16 protein-coding genes and 1 tRNA gene are annotated in these 18,258 nt (G+C 69.3%); 11 read left to right on the top strand and 6 right to left on the bottom strand.

The features are described from left to right. Positions 1-36: 36 nt before the first annotated feature. A tRNA-Met gene (locus ACQ3HE_RS04040) sits at positions 37-110 on the top strand. Between the two features lie 83 nt (positions 111-193). Here the strand turns inward: ACQ3HE_RS04040 and ald are convergent. Then, a complete protein-coding gene (gene ald / locus ACQ3HE_RS04035; RefSeq protein ID WP_159878270.1) occupies positions 194-1,297 on the bottom strand; it encodes an alanine dehydrogenase in 1,104 nt (367 codons plus the stop codon). Between the two features lie 169 nt (positions 1,298-1,466). On the opposite strand from ald, the gene ACQ3HE_RS04030 reads away from it, so the two are divergent. The 4 genes from ACQ3HE_RS04030 to ACQ3HE_RS04015 all read left to right on the top strand — a co-directional run bounded on the left by ACQ3HE_RS04030 (position 1,467) and on the right by ACQ3HE_RS04015 (position 5,681). After that, complete coding sequence (locus ACQ3HE_RS04030; RefSeq protein ID WP_079705560.1) at positions 1,467-1,949, top strand: Lrp/AsnC family transcriptional regulator; 483 nt, start codon at positions 1,467-1,469, stop codon at positions 1,947-1,949. Positions 1,950-2,346: 397 nt separating this feature from the next. Beyond that, a complete protein-coding gene (locus tag ACQ3HE_RS04025; RefSeq protein ID WP_079705561.1) occupies positions 2,347-3,708 on the top strand; it encodes a quaternary amine ABC transporter ATP-binding protein in 1,362 nt (453 codons plus the stop codon). Continuing rightward, a complete protein-coding gene (locus ACQ3HE_RS04020) occupies positions 3,705-4,712 on the top strand; it encodes an ABC transporter permease (protein ID WP_430891415.1) in 1,008 nt (335 codons plus the stop codon). Before ACQ3HE_RS04025 ends, ACQ3HE_RS04020 begins: the two co-directional genes overlap by 4 nt. 72 nt (positions 4,713-4,784) lie before the next feature. Then, entirely contained in the window at positions 4,785-5,681 is an 897-nt protein-coding gene (locus ACQ3HE_RS04015) for a glycine betaine ABC transporter substrate-binding protein (protein ID WP_430891414.1), read from the top strand. Positions 5,682-5,743: 62 nt separating this feature from the next. Here ACQ3HE_RS04015 and ACQ3HE_RS04010 read toward each other — a convergent pair whose 3' ends face one another. Further along, complete coding sequence (locus tag ACQ3HE_RS04010; protein ID WP_430891413.1) at positions 5,744-6,940, bottom strand: aminotransferase class I/II-fold pyridoxal phosphate-dependent enzyme; 1,197 nt, start codon at positions 6,938-6,940, stop codon at positions 5,744-5,746. Positions 6,941-7,098: 158 nt separating this feature from the next. On the opposite strand from ACQ3HE_RS04010, the gene ACQ3HE_RS04005 reads away from it, so the two are divergent. The 6 genes from ACQ3HE_RS04005 to ACQ3HE_RS03980 all read left to right on the top strand — a co-directional run bounded on the left by ACQ3HE_RS04005 (position 7,099) and on the right by ACQ3HE_RS03980 (position 14,287). Further along, complete coding sequence (locus tag ACQ3HE_RS04005; protein ID WP_430891412.1) at positions 7,099-8,754, top strand: S1C family serine protease; 1,656 nt, start codon at positions 7,099-7,101, stop codon at positions 8,752-8,754. A gap of 121 nt (positions 8,755-8,875) precedes the next feature. Next, a complete protein-coding gene (locus ACQ3HE_RS04000; RefSeq protein ID WP_079705566.1) occupies positions 8,876-9,943 on the top strand; it encodes a glycosyltransferase family 2 protein in 1,068 nt (355 codons plus the stop codon). Further along, on the top strand, positions 9,944-10,771 hold the full coding sequence (locus tag ACQ3HE_RS03995) for a CDP-alcohol phosphatidyltransferase family protein (RefSeq protein WP_079705567.1): 828 nt from the start codon (positions 9,944-9,946) through the stop codon (positions 10,769-10,771). After that, positions 10,771-11,655 carry a glycosyltransferase family 2 protein gene (locus tag ACQ3HE_RS03990; RefSeq protein ID WP_430891411.1) on the top strand — a complete coding sequence of 295 codons (885 nt, stop codon included), beginning with the start codon at positions 10,771-10,773 and terminating at the stop codon, positions 11,653-11,655. Before ACQ3HE_RS03995 ends, ACQ3HE_RS03990 begins: the two co-directional genes overlap by 1 nt. A gap of 68 nt (positions 11,656-11,723) precedes the next feature. Beyond that, a complete protein-coding gene (locus tag ACQ3HE_RS03985) occupies positions 11,724-13,025 on the top strand; it encodes a CDP-glycerol glycerophosphotransferase family protein (protein ID WP_079705569.1) in 1,302 nt (433 codons plus the stop codon). Positions 13,026-13,078: 53 nt separating this feature from the next. Further along, the gene (locus ACQ3HE_RS03980) at positions 13,079-14,287 is read left to right on the top strand and encodes an acyltransferase family protein (RefSeq protein WP_124769032.1); all 1,209 of its coding nucleotides are present in this window, start codon (positions 13,079-13,081) and stop codon (positions 14,285-14,287) included. On the opposite strand, the gene ACQ3HE_RS03975 is transcribed toward ACQ3HE_RS03980, so the two are convergent. From ACQ3HE_RS03975 to ACQ3HE_RS03960, 4 genes are all read right to left on the bottom strand, one after another. Further along, the gene (locus tag ACQ3HE_RS03975; RefSeq protein ID WP_430891410.1) at positions 14,208-15,683 is read right to left on the bottom strand and encodes a glycosyltransferase; all 1,476 of its coding nucleotides are present in this window, start codon (positions 15,681-15,683) and stop codon (positions 14,208-14,210) included. The two genes, ACQ3HE_RS03980 and ACQ3HE_RS03975, sit on opposite strands and share 80 nt — an antisense overlap. A gap of 84 nt (positions 15,684-15,767) precedes the next feature. After that, positions 15,768-16,649, bottom strand: a complete 882-nt coding sequence (locus ACQ3HE_RS03970) for a hypothetical protein (protein WP_430891408.1) — start codon at positions 16,647-16,649, stop codon at positions 15,768-15,770. 74 nt (positions 16,650-16,723) lie between these two features. Then, a complete protein-coding gene (locus ACQ3HE_RS03965) occupies positions 16,724-17,482 on the bottom strand; it encodes an ABC transporter ATP-binding protein (RefSeq protein ID WP_079705573.1) in 759 nt (252 codons plus the stop codon). Beyond that, positions 17,482-18,249 (bottom strand): ABC transporter permease, encoded by a 768-nt coding sequence (locus tag ACQ3HE_RS03960; protein ID WP_079705574.1) that lies wholly within the window; start codon positions 18,247-18,249, stop codon positions 17,482-17,484. Before ACQ3HE_RS03960 ends, ACQ3HE_RS03965 begins: the two co-directional genes overlap by 1 nt. Positions 18,250-18,258: the final 9 nt, after the last annotated feature.

Genomic DNA, 18,258 nt, shown 5'->3' with positions numbered 1-18,258 from the left:
CGCCCTCAGAATGCATGCTAGGTTTATCTCTTGTGCCGCAGGGTGGAGCAGTTCGGTAGCTCGCTGGGCTCATAACCCAGAGGTCGTAGGTTCAAATCCTGCCCCTGCAACAGAAAAGATGAAATCCCGGTCTCCTCGAGACCGGGATTTCGTCGTTTCCGGGGATGATCGCCCGCCGTCGGCGGGCTGTGGATCAGCCCATCGTCACGACGGGGAGGCCGAACGCCGCGGCCACGCCGGCGTTGGTGACCGCACCCGCGTGGATGTTGACGCCCGCGCGGAGTGCTGCGTCGGCCGCCACGGCGTCGTTCGTGCCCTGGTCGGCGATGGCGAGGGCGTACCGGAGGGTGGCGTTGGTCAGCGCTCGCGTCGAGGTCTCCGGGACGGCACCGGGCATGTTGGCCACGCAGTAGTAGAGGCTGTCGTGGACCCGGAACGTGGGGTCGTCGTGCGTCGTCGGCCGTGAGCCCTCGAAGCAGCCGCCCTGGTCGATGGCGATGTCGACGAGCACCGAGCCGGGCTTCATGTCCGCCACCATGGCGTCGGTGACGAGCTTCGGGGCCTGGGCCCCGGGGATGAGCACCGAGCCGATGACGAGGTCGGCGTCGCGGAGCTGCTCCGCGATCTCGTAAGCCGATGACGGCCTGGTCTGGATCTGCCCGCTGAAGCGGTTCTCCAGCTCCCGCAGGCGAGGGATGGAGATGTCGATGATCGTGACGTCCGCCTGCATGCCGAGCGCGTTGGCCGCGGCGTGCTCGCCGGCGACCCCGCCGCCGATGACGACGACCTTCGCCTTGGGGGTTCCGGGCACGCCGCCCAGCAGGATCCCTCGTCCACCGGTGGCGCGCATGAGGTGGTAGGCGCCGACTTGCGTGGACAGTCGTCCTGCGACCTCGCTCATGGGCTGCAGGAGCGGGAGGGAGCGGTTGGGTAGCTGCACGGTCTCATAGGCGATCGCGGTGGTCCCAGAGGCGATCAGGGCGTCGGTGAGCGGACGGTCCGCCGCGAGGTGGAGGTAGGTGAAGAGCGTCTGGTCGGCCCGCAGGAAGTCGTACTCGGCGGCGACGGGCTCCTTCACCTTGAGTAGGAGGTCGCCCGCCGCCCAGACGGAGGCCGCGTCGGTGGCGATGGTCGCGCCGGCGGCACGATACGCCTCATCGAGATTGCCGGACCCGAGGCCGGCGCCCGCCTGGACGACGACCTCATGGCCGTGTCGGACGAGTTCGTGGACGCCGCCGGGCGTCGCCGCGACCCGGTTCTCGTTGTTCTTGATCTCCGTGGGGATGCCGATTCGCATGGCTGGTTCCTCTCGCAGGCTGGGCCAAGGCTCGGCTCTCCCGCTCGTCGGTGGACGGTGTGGGACTATTCTGGGGTTGCTGCGTTTCAGCCAAATGAACACCGCAGTTTTTGCGGAATTCGTGTCTGAACTCGATGATGATTCGGCTGAAAAGGAGAGTGGGCGCAGGATGACGAACAATCTGCACGGACGCGCGGACCTCGACGACGTCGACCACGCACTCCTGCGGCTCCTGCAGGAGAACGCACGCATGACGAACGCCCGCATGGCGGAGCTCGTCGGCATCGCCCCCTCGACGTGTGTCGCCCGAGTGCGGTCGCTCGTCGACCGCGGCGTGATCACGGGGTTCTCGGCGCGTATCGATCCGGTCGCGGTCGGGCTCGGTCTTGAGGCGCTCATCAGCGTCAACATCAGGGCGGGGGCTCGCGCCCGTATCGCCGAGTTCAGCGCCGGCATCCGACAGCTCCCGGAGGTCGTGCAGGTGTTCTTCCTCGGCGGCTCCGAGGACTTCGTCATCCATCTCGCGGCGCGGGACAGCGCCCACATCCGCGACTTCGTCGTCGAGCACCTGTCGGCCGATCCGACGGTCGCCTCGACCCGCACGAGCCTGGTGTTCGATCACTCGTTCATCGGCGTCGCGGTGGGGGAGTGAGGGCGATCCGCGGCTGTACCGGCCGGGCGAAGGTCACGAACGCATAACGAAGGACTCGGGCGGAAAACCCTGACCATGTTCGGTTTTGACACGGAGGCCGTGCGCGATGTCCGCCTTTTGGGGGATCGTCGATTAGCCAGCAGCTGTGAGTTTCGTTAGCGTTGTCGACGGCCCGCAAGGGCTGACCTACGTAACCGCGTCCCGCCCCCTGTCGCCCCGTGACGGCGTGCTGGACGTACGGTCGAACGCCACGCGGTAGCCGTTGTCGCCCCACGTGATCCGAGCCCGCGCGCTGTCCATCAGTGCGCCGATGGGGCGGATCGAGAGCCGTTCGACCCGGCCTGACGATCGACAGGAAGAGCGCACCGCGGTTCCGCGTGCGCTTCCAGGAGAACACATGACCGAAACGATTGCCGTCTCCGCGACGGGACTGTACAAGGTCTTCGGCAGGAAGCCGAAGGAAGCCGTGAAACGCCTGCAGGCCGGTGCCTCGCGTGACGAACTCGCCTCCGGCGGGACCACCGCAGCCGTCATCGACGCCTCGTTCGAGGTGAAGCAGGGCGAGATCTTCGTCGTGATGGGCCTCTCCGGCTCGGGCAAGTCGACGCTGATCCGGATGCTCAACGGCCTGCTCGAGCCGACGGCGGGCACCGTGACCATCGCCGGGAAGCCGATCTCGGGGGTGTCCTCGAAGCAGCTGCGTGCGGTCCGACAGGACAACATCTCGATGGTCTTCCAGCACTTCGCCCTGCTGCCGCACCGCACGGTGCTCGAGAACGCCGCCTACGGACTCGAGGTGAAGGGTGTTCCGGCCGCTGAACGACGCGAGCGGGCCCAGGCCGTCGTCGAGCGCGTCGGGCTCGCAGGCTGGGAGGACAAGCTCCCGGGCCAGCTCTCGGGTGGGATGCAGCAGCGCGTCGGCCTCGCCCGCGCACTCGCCTCGGACACCGACATCCTCCTCATGGACGAGGCGTTCTCCGCGCTCGATCCCCTCATCCGCCGCGAGATGCAGGAGCAGCTCGTCGAGCTGCAGGCCGAGCTCGGCAAGACCATCGTGTTCATCACCCACGACCTCAACGAGGCGATGTTCCTCGGCGACCGGATCGCCGTCATGCGCGACGGCCGGATCGTCCAGGTGGGCACCCCGAACGACATCCTGACCGACCCGGCGAACGACTACGTCGCCCAGTTCGTTCAGGACGTCGACCGCGCCCGCGTCCTGACCGCCGGTGGCGTGATGGAACCCGCGCGCTCCGTCGTCTCCGCGTCCGCCGGACCCAGGGCTGCCCTGCGCATCATGCGCGACCTGCAGACCTCGACCGCCTTCGTGGTCGGTCCGGGTCGGCAGCTCCTCGGCGTCGTCCGCGACAAGGACGTGCTGCGTCTCGTCCGTGCGGGCGACCACGAGCTCGGCAGCGTCATCACCGCCGACCTCGCCACGGTCTCGCCGGAGGCGGCGCTCGTCGACCTCTTCGAGTCCGCCGTCGAGAGTGCCCTGCCCGTCGCGGTCGTGGACGAGCGGACGCGCCTGCTCGGCGTCGTCCCGCGGGTGACCCTGCTCGCCGCCGTCGGCAACGTCCCGACCAACACGGACGAGATCAGCCTCGTCGGGCCGCCGGCGACGGTGCCCGTCGAGCTCATCACGGCGACCCTGCGGTCGACCGCGGAGGACCCGCAGCACCCCGACGACGTGACCTCGTCGATCGAGACCAGCGCCGCCGAACCGGCAGCGATCCTGCCGGAAGGGAGTGTCCGATGAACGGCATCCGTCTCCAGTCGTCCGGGTTCCTGGACGCCATCACCCGCCCCGAGATCGGTGCGTGGGTCGAAGCCTTCGTCGACTTCATCACCGACGTCTTCCAGCCCGTCTTCGACGTCATCCGGAGCGTCTTCCAGGGGCTGTACGACGGCGTCGACCTCGTGCTCAGCGGTCCGCCGTTCTGGGTGATCATCATCGTCGCCGCCCTGCTGGCCTTCGTCGCACGAGGCCCGGTGTTCGCCGTCGGCTCCGCGGTCGGGCTGTTGATCATCGTCGGCGTCGAGCAGTGGGACAACGCGATGGACTCGCTCTCGCTCGTGCTCGTGGCCGGACTCATCGCCATCGTGATCGGGATCCCGCTCGGCATCCTGGCGGCCCGCTCGAAGGTCGCGTCGTCGATCATCCGGCCGTTGCTCGACTTCATGCAGACGACTCCGGCGTTTGTCTACCTCATCCCCGCGCTCATCCTGTTCCGCATCGGCGTCGTCCCGGGCATCGTCGCGACGATCGTCTTCGCGCTGGCCCCGGCCGTCCGTCTCACGGAACTCGGGATCCGCAACGTCGACCGCGAGGTCGTCGAGGCCGGCAACGCGTTCGGTGCTTCCTCGTGGCGGATCCTCCGTCAGATCCAGCTGCCGCTCGCGATGCCGAACATCATGGCCGGAGTCAACCAGGTCATCATGCTCTCGCTCTCCATGGTCGTCATCGCCGGAATGGTCGGCGCCGGCGGTCTGGGTGGCGACGTCGTCAAGAGCCTCTCCCGGATCGACATCCAGCTCGGCTCTGAAGCGGGCCTGTCGGTCGTCATCCTGGCGATCTTCCTGGACCGCCTCACGGCTTCCCTCGGCGGCGGTCGTAAACAGCGCGGGAAGCGCACGAAGGCTGCCCCGTCCTCGCCCGGCGGGATCCGCCCGGCACCGGCCGCGAGCACCACGACGACCGACAGCACCGCCTCAGGCGAGGAGCAGCGCACTCCCGCCGAGTCGCCGACCGCCGCGCGGTGACCCACCGGCACACAGCTTTCCATCCGACGACACCGATCCCCGCGTCACGCGGGACGAAAGGAATCATCGAACATGCAGTACCGCACCAAGATCGCAACCACCATCGCAGCGGGGGCGGCGGCGACGCTCGCCATCTCCGGCTGCTCCGCGGGCGCCTCGGATGAGACGCTCGAGAACGGCGACAAGCAGGCGGTGACCATCGCCGTGTTCAGCGGCTGGGACGAGGGCATCGCGGCCTCCGAGCTGTGGAAGGCCGTGCTCGAGGAGCAGGGCTACGACGTCACCCTCGAGGAGGCTGAGCCCGCCCCGGTGTTCTCCGGCCTCAGCACCGGTGACTACGACCTGACGCTCGACGTCTGGCTGCCGACCACGCACGCGAGCTACATCGAGAAGTTCGGTGACGACGTCGTCGACCTCGGCGCTTGGAACACCGACGCCAAGCTCACGATCGCCGTCAACGAGGACGCCCCTGTCGACTCGCTCGAGGACCTCGCGGCCAACGCGGACCTCTTCGACAGCCGCCTCGTCGGCATCGACCCCGGTGCCGGACTGACCGAGGCCACCCAGGACCAGGTCATCCCCGAGTACGGCCTCGACGACTGGGAGTTCCTGACCTCGGGCACTCCTGCCATGCTCTCGGAGCTGAAGGCCGCGACCGACGCCGGCGAGAACATCGCCGTCACGCTGTGGCGTCCGCACTGGGCCTACGACGCGTTCCCGATCAAGGACCTCGAGGACCCGAAGGGCGCCCTCGGAGATGCCGAAGGCATCCACAGCTTCGGCAAGGCCGACTTCGCGGACGAGTACCCGACGCTCGCCGGGTGGCTGAAGGACTTCGACTTCGACTCGGAGCGACTGTTCTCGCTCGAGAACGCGATGTTCAACGAGGGTGACTCGAAGGACTACGCGCCGGTCGTCAAGCAGTGGATCAGCGACAACCAGGAGTACGTCGACTCGCTCACCAAGTAGCGGATCGACGAGACGACGGGCACCGGAGCGATCCGGTGCCCGTCGTCTTGTGCATCGGAGCGTCAGCTGCGGAGTCGGGCGAGGCCGTCGACGGCCCGCTCCAGCACCTCGACGCGTTTGCAGAACGCGAACCGGACCAGTGACGCGTAGTCCGGGTCGTGCCGGTCGAGGCAGAACGCCGACAGCGGCACCGCAACGACGCCGGCCAGCTCGGGCAGTGCCCGGCAGAACGCCGCAGCGTCGTCGAAGCCCAACGGGGTCGCGTCGGCCACGATGAAGTAGGTGCCGTCCGGTCGGAAGGTGTCGAAACCGGCGGCGGAGAGGCCCGCGCTCAGGAGGTCCCGTTTGCCGCGCAGGCCGTCGGCGATGGCCGTGAACGCGGCGTCGGGCAGTCGGAGTCCGGTCGCCATCGCCGGCTGGAACGGTGCGCCGTTGACGTAGCTGAGGTACTGCTTGACCGTCGAGACGGCCGTGACGAGTTCGCGGGGTCCGCTCAACCAGCCGATCTTCCACCCGGTCGTGCTGAAGGTCTTGCCACCGGACGAGATCGTGAGTGTGCGTCCGGCGGCACCCGGCAGGGTCGCGACGGGGACGTGTCGGACGTCGAAGGTCAGGTGCTCGTAGACCTCGTCCGTCACGATGATCGCATCGTGGCGCTCCGCCAACTCGGCGATCAGGTCGAGCGTCGCGCGGTCGAGGACGGTGCCGGTCGGGTTGTGCGGCGTGTTGACGAGGATGATCCTGGTCCGGTCGGTGACGACGGCGCGGAGCTCGTCCGGGTCCGGCTGGAAGTCGGGTGCGCGCAGCTTGACCGTCCGGTGCCGGCCGCCGGCGAGGGCGATGAGTCCGCCGTACGCGTCGTAGAACGGCTCGAAGGTCACGACCTCGTCGCCGTGCTCGACGAGGGCGAGCAGGGTCGCGGCGAGCGCCTCGGTCGCTCCGGCGGTGACGAGCACCTCTCCCTGCGGGTCGGGCTGGAGACCGTAGAACCGTCGCTGGTGCTCGCTGATCGCGGTGCGGAGGTCGAGGGTGCCCGGGCCGGGTGGGTACTGGTTCTCGCCGCGCTCGATGGCCGCGACCGCTTCGGCCAGGACCGCTTCGGGTCCGTCCTCGTCGGGGAACCCCTGGCCGAGGTTGACGGCGCCGGTCTGCATCGCGAGCGCGCTCATCTCCGCGAAGATCGTCGACGAGACGTGTCCGTCCTCGTCGACGAGGCCGGCGCCTTCGGCGGTGCGCCGCCAGGGTCCGTCAACCACCATGTCGATCTCCCTCCGTGGCCGCGGGCGCGGGCCGCTCCCAATCTAGGACACCGTGCGCAGGTCCTTGCGGCGAAGCCCTAGCCGGCGCACAGCGGGCGCGAATGAAACACTCAGCTCAGCACGGGAAGCTGACTGCGCTTGGAAGGAGCAGAATCGCCATGACCGACACCGCAGACGGACAGCAGCCCGCCGAACACCCCCAGTCCACCCCGACCGGTGAGACCGCGCCGCAGTCCGCACCCGCTGAGCAGGCGGGCGGCACAGTGCCTCCCGCGGGCGAGGCACGGCCGTCGACCTCAGGAGCGTACTTCCCGCCCCCGACCGCGATGCCTCCGGTCGCACCGCCAACTGGTCAGCCGACGCAGCAGCCCTACGGCGCGGCCCAGCAAGGCTCGCCGTACCAGCAGGCGCCGCAGCACCCGGCCGCAGCCTTCTCCCGTCAGCAGCAGCCGAACCCGTACGCCGCGTACCAGCAGCCCACCGGCCAGCAGCCCACGGCCCAGCCTGGTCAGCAGCACGGTCCCTACGGTGCGTCCCCGTACGCCCAGCAGCCGACCGGGCAGCACCCTGGCGTCCCGACACCACCGGCAGCTCGGACGAAGAAGACCAACCGCCCGCTGGCGGGCATGGTCGCGATGCTCGCCGTCGGCGCCCTCATCGGAGGAGCGTCCGGCGCCGGGGCGACGCTCTGGGTCACGAACGCGACGAAGTCGAGTGTCTCGAGCAACGAGGCTGGCTCGAAGGCGTTCACCATCAACGACGACGCCGACGTGAGCCTGACCACGGCCATCGCCGCGACGGCAGGGCCGAGCGTCGTGACCCTCTCGGTCCAGGGCGGGCAGAGCGCCGGTACCGGTTCGGGGATCATCCTCAGCAAGGACGGTTACGTCCTGACGAACACGCACGTGGTCACCCTGGACGGCCAGGTCGCCGACCCGACCATCCGGGTCACCGATGCGAACGGCAAGCTGTACAACGCCAAGATCGTCGGCACGGACCCGATCTACGACCTCGCGGTCATCAAGCTCGAGGACGCCTCGGGTCTCAGCCCGATGGAGTTCGCGAACTCCGACAAGCTCAACGTCGGCGAGACGGCCGTCGCGATCGGTGCGCCGCTCGGACTCGCGGGGACCGTCACCGACGGCATCGTCAGCGCGCTCAACCGGAGCATCACCGTCGCCTCCTCCGCTGTTCCGGACTCCGGATCGAGCGACGACGGCGGGTCCGGCGATTCCAACGGCGACAACCAGAGCCCGTGGAACTTCGACGTGCCGGGGCAGACCACTCCGACCGCGCCGACCTCCTCGATCTCGATCGCGGTCATCCAGACCGACGCGGCGATCAACCCCGGCAACTCGGGTGGCGCGCTCGTCGACGGCACCGGCAAGCTCATCGGGGTCAACGTCGCGATCGCGAGCGCCGGAAGCACCGACTCGTCGTCGCAGAGCGGCAGCATCGGCGTCGGCTTCGCCATCCCGGCGAACATCGCCAAGCGCGTCTCGGACGAGATCATCAAGACGGGCAAGGCGACCCACGGCCTGCTCGGCGCGACCGTGAAGGACGCCTCGAGCGACGCCAAGAGCACGGTCGCCGGCGCGCTCATCGACAAGGTCACCGACAACGGCGCCGCGCAGGCCGCGGGTCTGAAGTCCGGGGACATCGTCACCGAGTTCAACGGCGTCCCGGTCACGGGTGCGAACGACCTGACCGCTCAGGTGCGGGCGCTCGCGGCGGGGGCGACGGCGAAGCTCACCTTCACCCGCGGCAACGACTCGCAGACCGCCGAGGTCACGCTCGGCGAGCTCGCGCTCTGACACCCGGGGCGTCAGGCCCCGGAGGACGCCCGCACGGCCTCCGTGCGGGCGTCCTCCGCGTCCGGGCCACCCCGACGACCGGCTGCTAGGCTCGATCGAACGAAACACGGAGTGAACCCCCATGTCGAACGACACAGGCCAGGCCGACGCACCGTCGTCGCCCGGAGTCTCCTACGTGATGCCGGTGTTGAACGACGTCCGCCACGTCCGGGCAGCCGTCGACAGCCTCCTGGCGCAGGACTACGCCGGCGACGTGGAGATCACGATCGCCGTCGGGCCGAGCATCGACGGCACGACCGAGCTCGTCCGAGAGCTCCAGGCGGCCGACCCGCGCATCCACGTGCTGGAGAACCGCGTCGGGTCGACCCCGGCCGGACTCAACCTGGCGATCGCCGCGTCGACGCATCCGATCGTCATCCGGGTCGACGCCCACTCGGAGCTGCCCGACGACTACGCGCGACTCGCGGTCGAGACCATGCTCCGCACGGGGGCGCAGAACGTCGGCGGGATCATGGACGCCCAAGGGCGTACGAGCTTCGAGACGGCGGTGGCGCGGGCGTACGGCTCGCGCGTCGGGCTCGGCGGCACACCCCACCACGTCGGCGGTCGAGAGGGGCCTGCCGACACCGTCTACCTCGGGGTCTTCGACCGCGAGATGCTCATGCGGGTGGGCATGTTCGACGAGCGCATCAAACGCGGACAGGACTGGGAGCTCAACCGCCGGATCAAGCAGGCCGGCGGCCTCGTCTGGTTCACGCCCGCGTTGCGCGTCGTCTACCGCCCGCGTGCGAGCATGCGCGCCCTGGCGCGGCAGTTCTTCTCCACCGGACTCTGGCGCGGCGAGCTCAGCCGGAGCTTCCCCACCCGCGGCACGCTCCGTTACTTCGCGCCGCCGGTCCTGGTGCTCGGTATCGTGCTCGGCACGCTGCTCGGGCTCGGAGGCCTGGTCCAGCTGGGTGCGGGGGCGACGCCGTGGCTGCTCCTCGGGTTCGCGGCCCCCATCGCCTATGCGGCCATCGTGCTGCTCGCGAGCATCGTCGTCACCGGGCGGGACGGGGTACGCACGAGCCTCTGGATGCTCGCCGTCCTGCCGTGCATCCACTTCTGCTGGGGCACGGGGTTCGTGCTCGGCTACGGCTCGCTCGCGAAGGGTATCTCCGCGCTGCGCAATCCACCGAAGGCGGTCTAGATGTCGGATCCCAGCACGGCCGGAACCGGTCCGAGGCTCACGCCCCCGCGGACGATCGCCGAGCTCCGTGCCGTGGCGCAACCGCCGGAGGTCCGCGCGCGGAAGAACGCCGAGCACTGGACGGCCGACCTCTACCTGCGAGACCTGTCGCCGTACGTCACGTGGTTGCTGCTGCGCACGAGCATCAGCGCGAACGGCGTGACGGGTCTGATGATCCTGACCGGGTGGGCCACGGCCGCCGCGCTCCTCATCCCCGGATTCGGGGGCGCGGCCCTCGCGCTCGTGCTCGGCCAGACGCAGATGCTCGTCGACTGCTGCGACGGTGAGGTCGCGCGCTGGCGGCGGACGTCGAGTCCGGCCGGTGCGTTCCTGGACTCCGTCGGCCACTACTCCACCGAGTCGCTCATCGCGATCGCCCTCGGCATCCGTGCCGCCGCGTGGCCGGTCGATGCGCCCGAAGACCTCGTCTGGATCACCCTCGGATTCGCACTCGCGCTGTTCGTCGTCCTCAACAAGGCGCTGAACGACATGGTGCGGGTCGCCCGCGCCGGGTTCGGGGCGCCGAAACTCACCTACTCGACCGAGGAGTCGGCGCCGCGCGGGGGACTGCTCGCTACGGCGCGGACGGTGGCGCGGTTCCTCCCGTTCCACCGGCTGTTCCACTCGGTCGAGCTCACCATGGTGATCTTCGCCGCTTCCGTGGTCGGCCTGTTCGTCGGCGACGTCGAGGCGATGCGCTGGGTGCTCGCGATCCTCGTTCCGCTCGCGTTCCTGACGCTCGTCGGGCATTTCATCGCGATCGTCTCGTCGAAGCGGCTCCACGCGTGATGTCCGGCCCGATCCCGGTCACGCGCTCCGTCGGCGTCGTGGTCTTGACGCAGGGGACCCGCCCGGTCGAACTCACCGCAGCCGTGGAGAGCGTGCTCGCCCAGCAAGCGGTGGAGCTCGACGTGGTCGTGGTCGGCAACGGCTGGCAGCCGACCGGACTTCCGCACGGCGCTCGAGGCCTGGCCCTGTCGGAGAACCTCGGGATCCCGGCCGGCCGCAACCGTGGTGCCGACGCCGTGCAGGGGGAGTTCGTCTTCTTCCTCGACGACGACGCGACCATCCCGTCCACCACGTTCCTCCGCGACGCCATCGCGATGCTCGACGCGGACCGCTCCATCGGCCTCATCCAGCCCCGGCTCGCCGACGCGGACGGTGCAGCGACGCCGTCCCGCTGGGTGCCGCGCACCCGCGACAAGGACCCCGGGCATTCGAGCGCCGTGTTCTCCTGCCTCGAAGCGGCCGTCCTGTTGCCGCGGTCGGTGTTCGACGCCGTCGGTGGATGGGCAGATCCGTTCTTCTACGCGCATGAGGGCATCGAGCTCGCCTGGCGGGTCTGGGACCAGGGGAGGCGAGCCTGGTACGAGGCGTCCCTCGAAGCGAACCACCCGGTGACCGAACCGACGAGGCATACCGCCTACTACCGGCTCAACGCGCGGAACCGGGTCTGGCTCGCGCGGCGGAACCTCCCGGTGCCGCTCATCCCGCTGTACGTGGGCTCCTGGACCGCGATCCAGGTGATCCGGTGGTGGCGGAAGCCGGACGCCCTCCGTCCCTGGTTCGGTGGCTGGCGCGAGGGCTGGCGGACGGACCCCGGCGAACGTCGTCCACTGCGCTGGCGGACGGTCTGGCGGATGACGCGCGCAGGGCGACCTCCGGTCATCTGAGTGGCGGGTGCCCGTCGTGATCCCACCGTGACCTGGCGTCGTTACGCTTGACGGATGCTGGAGCTGACATGGGACTGATCAGAGACGGTCGTCGTGCCATCACGCTCGCCAAGGACCTGCTCGCCAACCGCCGGGCCAGAGCCGTCCTCGCGGCGCAGATGCAGGCGGCTCCCGTGATCGAGCCGGGGCGCTACAAGGTGGCCGTGTACTTCGCGGACGGTGCCGTCAACATGTACCAGATCCGACAGTGGTACCGGCCGCTCGCCGAACTGTCGAAGCAGTGGCCCGTCCTCATCCTCAGTCGCGGTGCGACGGCTGCGGCGAAGCTGTTCGAGGAGTCGCCGATCCCGACGGCCTACGTCCGGACGGTCGTCGCCCTCGAGCGCACGCTGGCCGAACAGGACATCCGCGTCGTGCTGTACGTCAACCAGAACGCCAAGAACTTCCAGATGTTCCGGTACGGCTCCCGCTGGCACGTCTTCGTCAACCATGGCGAGAGCGACAAGATGTACATGACCACGAACCAGTTCAAGGCCTACGACTACAGCCTCATCGCCGGCCAAGCGGCGAGGAACCGGCTGGAGCGGGTGCTCTGGGACTACGACTTCGACAAGCGCGCGATCATGATCGGCCGCCCGCAGGCGGACCACTACTCGGGCGAACTGCCGTACACGCCCGACGAGCGGACCGTGGTCCTGTACGCGCCCACCTGGGAGGGCGACCGCGCGGCCGCGGCATACGGCTCGATCGCGAGCCACGGCGTGGCCCTCGTCCGAGCCCTCATCGCGACCGGGCGGCACCGCGTCGTGTACCGCCCGCACCCGAGGAGCGGTGTCGTCGATCCGGCGTACGCGAGCGCGAACCGCGAGATCATGGCCGCGCTCCAGGAGGCGAACCGAGCGGACGCCTCAGCCCAGCACGTCGTCGACACGGGTGCCGACCTCGGTTGGCAGCTGGCGGCAGCTGACGCGGCGATCGTCGACATCTCCGCGATGGTCTACGACCGCCTCGCGAGCGGGAAGCCGCTCATGATCACCCGTCCCGTGAACCCGGAGGCGGAGATCGACACCGGAGGGTATCTCTCGTCGTGTGAATGGCTCGATGCCTCGGACGCAGCGGACATCGTCGACGGAGTCGACCGACTCCTCGGTGATCCCGAGACGGTCGCGCGACTGCAGCACTGGGTCGAGTACTACTTCGGCGACACGACGCCCGGGGTGACGACGGCGAGGTTCCACAGCGCCATCGAGCATCTGATGTCGGAGTGGGAACGGTTCGCCCTCGCGCACGCCGATGGCCGGCCGGAGCTCGACGAGCATGAGGACGATGAGGACGAAGACGAGGATGATGACGACGAAGGACGCGCCTGAGGCGCCCTGGGCCGTTGAGTCCGCGCCCAGGAGAACCGCGTAGGGTCGGGCAGGTGAATCCGTCCTCCGGGCGACTGGCCTCCCTCGACGGAGTCCGTGGTGTCGCCAGCGTCGTCGTGGTGCTCTACCACGTGTCGTTGCTCGCACGACCCTTCGCGACGGGCCGGATCTCGGAGCCGGCCTGGGACATCGCGACCGAGACACCATTGAAGCTGCTCTTCGCCGGCACCGAGGCGGTGCAGGTGTTCTTCGTCCTGAGTGGTCTCGTCGTCGCGCTCCCGCTGTTGCGAGGCGGCGCGAGCTGGCCGGGGTTCTTCGCCGCGCGGTTCGTGCGGCTCTACCTCCCCGTGTGGGGATCGCTGCTGTTCGCCGCCGCACTCATCCTGCTCATCCCGAGGGATCCCGCCTCGGTGACCACCGGTGAGTGGATCGCGAACGCGAACGCGACGAGCGTCGACCCGCTGCACCTCCTGACGGAGGCCACCCTGACACCGGCGAGCTACACCCTGGTGAACACCCTGTGGTCGCTGCGCTGGGAGCTGATCTTCACGCTCCTCCTTCCGATCGCCGTCCTGCTCGCTCGGTTGCTGCGCCGCTGGGCGTGGCCGGTCGCTGCGTTGATGTCCGTGATCATGGTGCTCGGACGGGTCGCGGGACTGGACGCCGCCGTGTACCTGCCGGCGTTCTTCATCGGTACGCTGATCGCCGTCCGGCTCGACGACCTCCGCGCCTGGGCGGCGGATCGGTCCAGCCCCCTGCAGTGGGCGATGCTCACGGGCGGCTCCGCACTCCTGCTCGTCGCGAGCTGGCTCTCCCGACCGTTCGTCGAGTCCTCCTCCACGCTGGGTCAGGCGCTCTGGGGTCTGTCGGGCGTGGGAGCGGCCGGTCTCATCGTCGTCGCCATCGGAAGCCCGTTCGCCCGGCGGCTCCTCGAGACCCCGCCCGTCCTCTGGCTCGGCAAGGTGTCGTTCAGCCTGTACCTCGTGCACGCCCCGATCCTGGCCACGCTCGCCTTCATGTTCGGCGATGAGCGCTGGTGGCTGGTCGGCATCGTGGGCGTGCCACTCAGCCTGCTGATCGCCGCCGGGTTCTTCCAGCTCGTCGAGCGTCCGTCCCACGGCCTGGCGCGCCGCGTCGGCCGAGGGGTGCAGACGGGGGTCGCGGCGGTGCGCTCCCGGATGCTCAGCCGACGCGAGGGACGAGCGCGTTCCGCTTCTTCCGACGAGCGGCCGCGTGCAACTCCTGAGCCCACCGACGGGTGACGGCTTCGTCGTCGTACTGCTCCGCGGTCGTTCTGGCGTTGCGACGCATCGCGTCGACCTCGGTTTCAGGAAGGGCGAGCAGGCGCTCGATGGCGGCCGACACGACGGTCGGTTCCGCGGACGGCACGAGGAACCCGTTCCAACCGTCGCGGACGATGTCGGCCGGTCCGTAGGGGACGTCGACCACGATGGGAAGACACCCGGCTGCCATCGCCTCGATGAGCACGAGCGGGAAGCCCTCCGAGGTCGAGGTCATGACGAGGAACGAACCCGAGCCGAGCTGCTGCCGGGCGGAGCGGTCGTAGCCGTGGAGGACGACGCGGTGCTCCGGGTCTTCGGCGATGAGGAGCGACTGCAGTTCGTCGAGCAGCTCGCCGCCGCCGTACACGTCGAGCGTCGGGGGAGGCCCGTCCGTGGACGTGGCGGCGAGGACGGCGCGGATCGCGTGCGCCGGCCGCTTCCGGGCCGTGAGCGAGCCGAGGAACATCCCGCGGCTGCGAGGCCGAGGAGCGCGTGCGACCTCCGGGGCGACGAGTTCGCGCGAGTTCGGGATGACACTGAGCGAGGCGTGCTCGCCGAGCATGGTCGTCACGTCCGCGAGCTGCCGATCACTGAGGAGCGCGACGAGGTCGAAGTCGTCGAGCGCCTCGAACACCGCTCGCCGCGACTCCCGCAGCCGACCGTGTGGCCGTTCCGTGCCCTGGAGGTGCGAGGCGTGCACGACGTGCGCGGTGACGACATTGCGCTTCCGGTAGCTCAGGACGAACGGGGCGATGGTCTTGCTGTCGACGATCATCCAGGCCGGCCCGCCCGCGGTGAGCGCGTCGAACCAGGCGCGGTACAGGGACCAGATGCGTCCCCAGGAGCGGACGGGACGACCCAGCTCGTCGCAGAGGACGACCGAGCGGCCGCCCTTCACACCCTGTTCACGCGTGTCGCGGCGGTCGGACAGGAGCAGGGTGCCGTCCGGTCGGTAGACGTCCACCTGCAGGATCTGACCCGCGTCGTCATGTCGCTCGCGGCTGAGGACGGCGTCACCGCGGCGTCGTTCCGTGCCGACGTCGTCCAGGGGGAGCGGGGTGAACCCGTGGCGCGCCAGGTCGAGGGACCCACCCGGCAGAGGGTTGTCACGCAGCCAGTCCCAGAGGTTGACGACCCGGAGTCCGTCGATCAGGTCTCCGCGCGTGCGCAGCCGTGACGCCAACTCGGGGTAGTCCGGTCGGTGGTCGAAGGTGAGGACGTCGACCGGGGTGTCGGCCAGTCTGATGAACGCGCGGGAGCGCTGGAGCATCGCCTCGGTCATGCCGCCGAAGTCGTCCGACAGGCCCCAGGTCACCGCGAAGTGGCGACCTTCCGGGAACGGCTTCTGGGGGCGGCGCAGGAAGGGAAGTCTCACCCTCTGACGGTACGCGATGGACCTGGAGGGATGCCGCATCCCGGGCGGCCCGGTCGGGAGTGATCCGGAGCTCGCCTCGGGTGGTCAGGGGCGCTGCTCGGACCCGTCGCCGACGGCCGCATCGCCACCTGACTCGATGGCCAGGGGCTTCCGGCGTCGGAACACCTGGTCGCGGATCTTCCCGAGGCCCGACCGGCCGGAGACGGCCCGCATCCGCGGCTCGAGGTCGAGTGGGACGACGAACGGCGCCGGTCCGAACGCCTGGCGCGCGGCACGGACGACCTGTCGGCCGAGCATGTGGTTGCCGATACCGCCGACGGCTGCCCCGACGCCGAAGGGGAGCGCCTTGCCGATGACACCGGCGCTGCCGCTCGCCGCGAAGTGCTTCACGAAGCGCACCCGCAGCTGGTCGGCGACGGGACCCACGATCATCGACGGCAGACCCTGGGTGATCGTCTGGCCCCAGAACGCCTGCCGCGGGACTCCCTTGCCGGCCGCCTGGGATCCGAAGTTGCGCAGGAGGTCGGTTCCGGCCTTGCCGAGCATCATGGTCATGACGAGCGCGCGGGATCGCATCGGATCCGCCAGGGCGATGCCGTGCACCTCGGTGACCGACTGGGCGAACAGGGCGGTCGCCTCGAGGAACCCCGCCGTCTCGACACCCGAGAGCGCAAGGGTCGTCGCCGTCCCGATCGCCGGGACCACAGCGGTCGCGCCGACGGCGGCTCCCGTCGTCGTCACCGTCGTGAGGTACCGGCGCTCCAGGACGCGGATGAGCTGGTCGGCCGTCGCGTTCGGGTACATCCGCCGGATCGAGCGGATGTGCGCCACGACCACCGGTCGCTGGACCCAGAGCAGTCGGTCCAGCGCCCGCACCCATCCCGGCTCGGGCAGCATGGGCTGCTGTGCGGCGGCGGTGGGGAACTGGGCGGGACCCGGAACGGGTCCCTGCTGCGGTCCGGTCATGACGACCTCCTCGTGGGCGGGGCGGCCAGTCTACGTCGACCCGCTGCGGGTCGACTGACGCTTGCTGGCGGGCTTCAGCTGTTGTAGTCGGCGTTGTAGCGGTCGAGCACGTCGTCGATCGGGGCGTCGAGTACGAGCGCCCCCTTGTCGAGGTAGAGCCCCCTCGTGCAGAACCGCCTGAGGTCCTTCTCGTTGTGCGAGACGAAGAACAGGGTCCGCCCGCCCTCGAGGAGTTCCTCGATACGCCGATAGCACTTCTCACGGAACGCCCGGTCGCCGACGGCGAGGACCTCGTCGACGAGGATGATCGGCTCTTCGAGCTGCGCGATCACCGCGAAGGCGATGCGGACCTTCATCCCGCTCGAGAGGTGCTTGTATGGGGTGTCGATGAAGTCCGCGATCTCGGCGAACGCGATGATGTCGTCGAACCGTCCGTCGATCTCGCGGCGCGACATGCCGTGGAGGCCGGCCGTCAGGTACACGTTGTCGCGGACCGTCAGGTCGTTGACGAAGCCGCCGGTGATCTCGATGAGCGGCGCGACGCCCTCGCGCACACCGACGGTGCCCTCGTCGGGCAGCACGACGCCCGCGACGAGCTTGAGCAGCGTCGACTTGCCTTGACCGTTCCGACCGACGACGCCGATCGCCTCGCCGGGGGCGACATCGAAGGAGACGTGGCGCAGGGGCCAGAACTCGCCCGGCTTCGAGCGACGGTCGCGACCGGCGAAGAGGTCCTTGAAACTCCGCCGACCGCCACGGTTGCGCCGGAACCGGATGCCTGCGTCGGCGACCGAGATCGCCGGTCGACCGGCGGTTGCGTTACCTGTGGGCATCAGATCTCCTTCAGCACGGAGCGCTCGCAGCGCTTGAAGACGAGGAGACCGACCGCGAGGATGACCGCCGACATGGCGGCGGACACGCCCACGAGGTGCCAGTTGAGCTCTTGTGGGAAGAACGCGGAACGGTACAGCGCGAAGATGCCGCTGAGCGGGTTGAACGCCGCGAAGGGCTCGATCTTGTCGGGCAGCGCCGTCGTGCTGTAGATGATCGGCGTCGCGTAGAACATGAACCGCAGGATGAGCTTGACGGCGCGCTCGAGATCGCGGAAGAACACGACGAGCGGAGCGACGATCAGGCAGAGCCCGATGGTCAGGACGGCTTGGATGACGATGGCGAGCGGGAACAGCACGATGTCGAGGTTCACCTGCGCGCCGCTGAAGATCGCGAAGGCTGCGAGGACCGGGAGCGCCGCGAGGAACTCGATGCCCTTCGACAGCACGATCCGGTTCACCCAGATGGTCCGGGGGATCGTCGTCGAACGCACGAGCTTCGCCTCGCGCAGGAAGGCGCGCGTGCTGTCGGACACCGATCCGGTGAACCACATCCATGGCAGCAGGGCGGCGAGGAGGAACACGATGTACGGTTCCTCGCCGACATCGCGCCGGAACACCTGCGTGAAGACGAACCAGTAGATCCCGCTCATGACGAGGGGGTCGAGGATGGACCACACGTAGCCGAGCGCGCTCGTCGAGTAGCGCACACGCAGGTCTCGGACGGTCAGGATCCAGAGCGCGTGGCGATACCTCGCCGAACGCGACATCCTTGGCCG

The organism is Plantibacter auratus, assembly GCF_050587365.1.
Classification (GTDB): domain Bacteria; phylum Actinomycetota; class Actinomycetes; order Actinomycetales; family Microbacteriaceae; genus Plantibacter; species Plantibacter auratus.
This window is presented reverse-complemented; position numbering and strand designations above follow the sequence as displayed.

What these genes read in the sequence shown, in the direction of transcription:
- ACQ3HE_RS04015 (WP_430891414.1), top strand. Translation starts at nt 4,785, where the DNA reads ATGCAGTACCGCACCAAGATCGCAACCACCATCGCAGCGGGGGCGGCG.
- ACQ3HE_RS03995 (WP_079705567.1), top strand. Translation starts at nt 9,944, where the DNA reads ATGTCGGATCCCAGCACGGCCGGAACCGGTCCGAGGCTCACGCCCCCG.
- ACQ3HE_RS04025 (WP_079705561.1), top strand. Translation starts at nt 2,347, where the DNA reads ATGACCGAAACGATTGCCGTCTCCGCGACGGGACTGTACAAGGTCTTC.
- ACQ3HE_RS03960 (WP_079705574.1), bottom strand. Translation starts at nt 18,249, where the DNA reads ATGTCGCGTTCGGCGAGGTATCGCCACGCGCTCTGGATCCTGACCGTC.
- ACQ3HE_RS03965 (WP_079705573.1), bottom strand. Translation starts at nt 17,482, where the DNA reads ATGCCCACAGGTAACGCAACCGCCGGTCGACCGGCGATCTCGGTCGCC.
- ACQ3HE_RS04000 (WP_079705566.1), top strand. Translation starts at nt 8,876, where the DNA reads ATGTCGAACGACACAGGCCAGGCCGACGCACCGTCGTCGCCCGGAGTC.
- ACQ3HE_RS03985 (WP_079705569.1), top strand. Translation starts at nt 11,724, where the DNA reads ATGGGACTGATCAGAGACGGTCGTCGTGCCATCACGCTCGCCAAGGAC.
- ACQ3HE_RS04010 (WP_430891413.1), bottom strand. Translation starts at nt 6,940, where the DNA reads ATGGTGGTTGACGGACCCTGGCGGCGCACCGCCGAAGGCGCCGGCCTC.
- ACQ3HE_RS04030 (WP_079705560.1), top strand. Translation starts at nt 1,467, where the DNA reads ATGACGAACAATCTGCACGGACGCGCGGACCTCGACGACGTCGACCAC.
- ACQ3HE_RS03990 (WP_430891411.1), top strand. Translation starts at nt 10,771, where the DNA reads ATGTCCGGCCCGATCCCGGTCACGCGCTCCGTCGGCGTCGTGGTCTTG.
- ald (WP_159878270.1), bottom strand. Translation starts at nt 1,297, where the DNA reads ATGCGAATCGGCATCCCCACGGAGATCAAGAACAACGAGAACCGGGTC.
- ACQ3HE_RS04005 (WP_430891412.1), top strand. Translation starts at nt 7,099, where the DNA reads ATGACCGACACCGCAGACGGACAGCAGCCCGCCGAACACCCCCAGTCC.
- ACQ3HE_RS03970 (WP_430891408.1), bottom strand. Translation starts at nt 16,649, where the DNA reads ATGACCGGACCGCAGCAGGGACCCGTTCCGGGTCCCGCCCAGTTCCCC.
- ACQ3HE_RS04020 (WP_430891415.1), top strand. Translation starts at nt 3,705, where the DNA reads ATGAACGGCATCCGTCTCCAGTCGTCCGGGTTCCTGGACGCCATCACC.